We start from the raw sequence: 705 nt of genomic DNA, 5'->3' as shown, positions 1-705 counted from the left end.
GGCGACTGGCTTAGCTTTTATTATTCACACCCAAGCAATTTCCTGAAATCAGCTGGTGAGTATATCAATGGGAAGAGAGAAGGAGAGTGGAGGTATTATTACCCCGGAGTAAGTAACGGTAAAAGCTTACAAACTTTATTAGGGGCTGATAAGGTAACTTCTGTGATCAGTAATAAGCATGGGTTTGTTGTAGAGTTTGACTCTACAGGTCAGCAAATCTTATGCTCAGGTGAATACAACGAAGACAAAAAAGTAGGTGAGTGGAGTTATTATTCGAGATCAGGGTATTTGATTCATCAGTTTGATCATTCCTCCAAGGAGTTTGTTCTAAACCGTTTGAGAGAGGAGGGTAATGATTTTTTGGTGTTCTTGGGAGGGCCGGAAAGGTTTTATAACTGCTATAATACACTTCAGTTTGAGATAAAAATGAAATCTCCTATAACTAAGACATCGGAAGTGGTTTATGAAGTAGACCAAAATGGTGCATATAACTATATTAGTGCATATGGAGATGAGGCATTTAAGGATCAGGTGGATCAAGTCCTAAGTGAAATACCCAATGATTGGGTATGGCTGGATGTTGAAAGTAAAAAGAAGGTACAAATTGTAGCTAAAGTCCAGTACAATCCTGACTCGTTTAACAGGTACCAGTTTTCTTTGGATTTAAATGTTGTATCAACCGAACAATAGCAAACTCAAATCTCC

General features: G+C 38.3%; 1 protein-coding gene. It reads left to right on the top strand.

Annotation, left to right across the window (positions count from 1 at the left end):
* On the top strand, positions 1-690 hold a 690-nt coding region (locus E1163_RS30505), incomplete at its 5' end, for a toxin-antitoxin system YwqK family antitoxin (protein WP_425482691.1).
* Positions 691-705 lie beyond the last annotated feature (15 nt).

It is taken from the genome of Fulvivirga kasyanovii (genome assembly GCF_009711405.1).
GTDB classification, from domain to species: Bacteria; Bacteroidota; Bacteroidia; order Cytophagales; family Cyclobacteriaceae; genus Fulvivirga; species Fulvivirga kasyanovii.
This window is presented reverse-complemented; position numbering and strand designations above follow the sequence as displayed.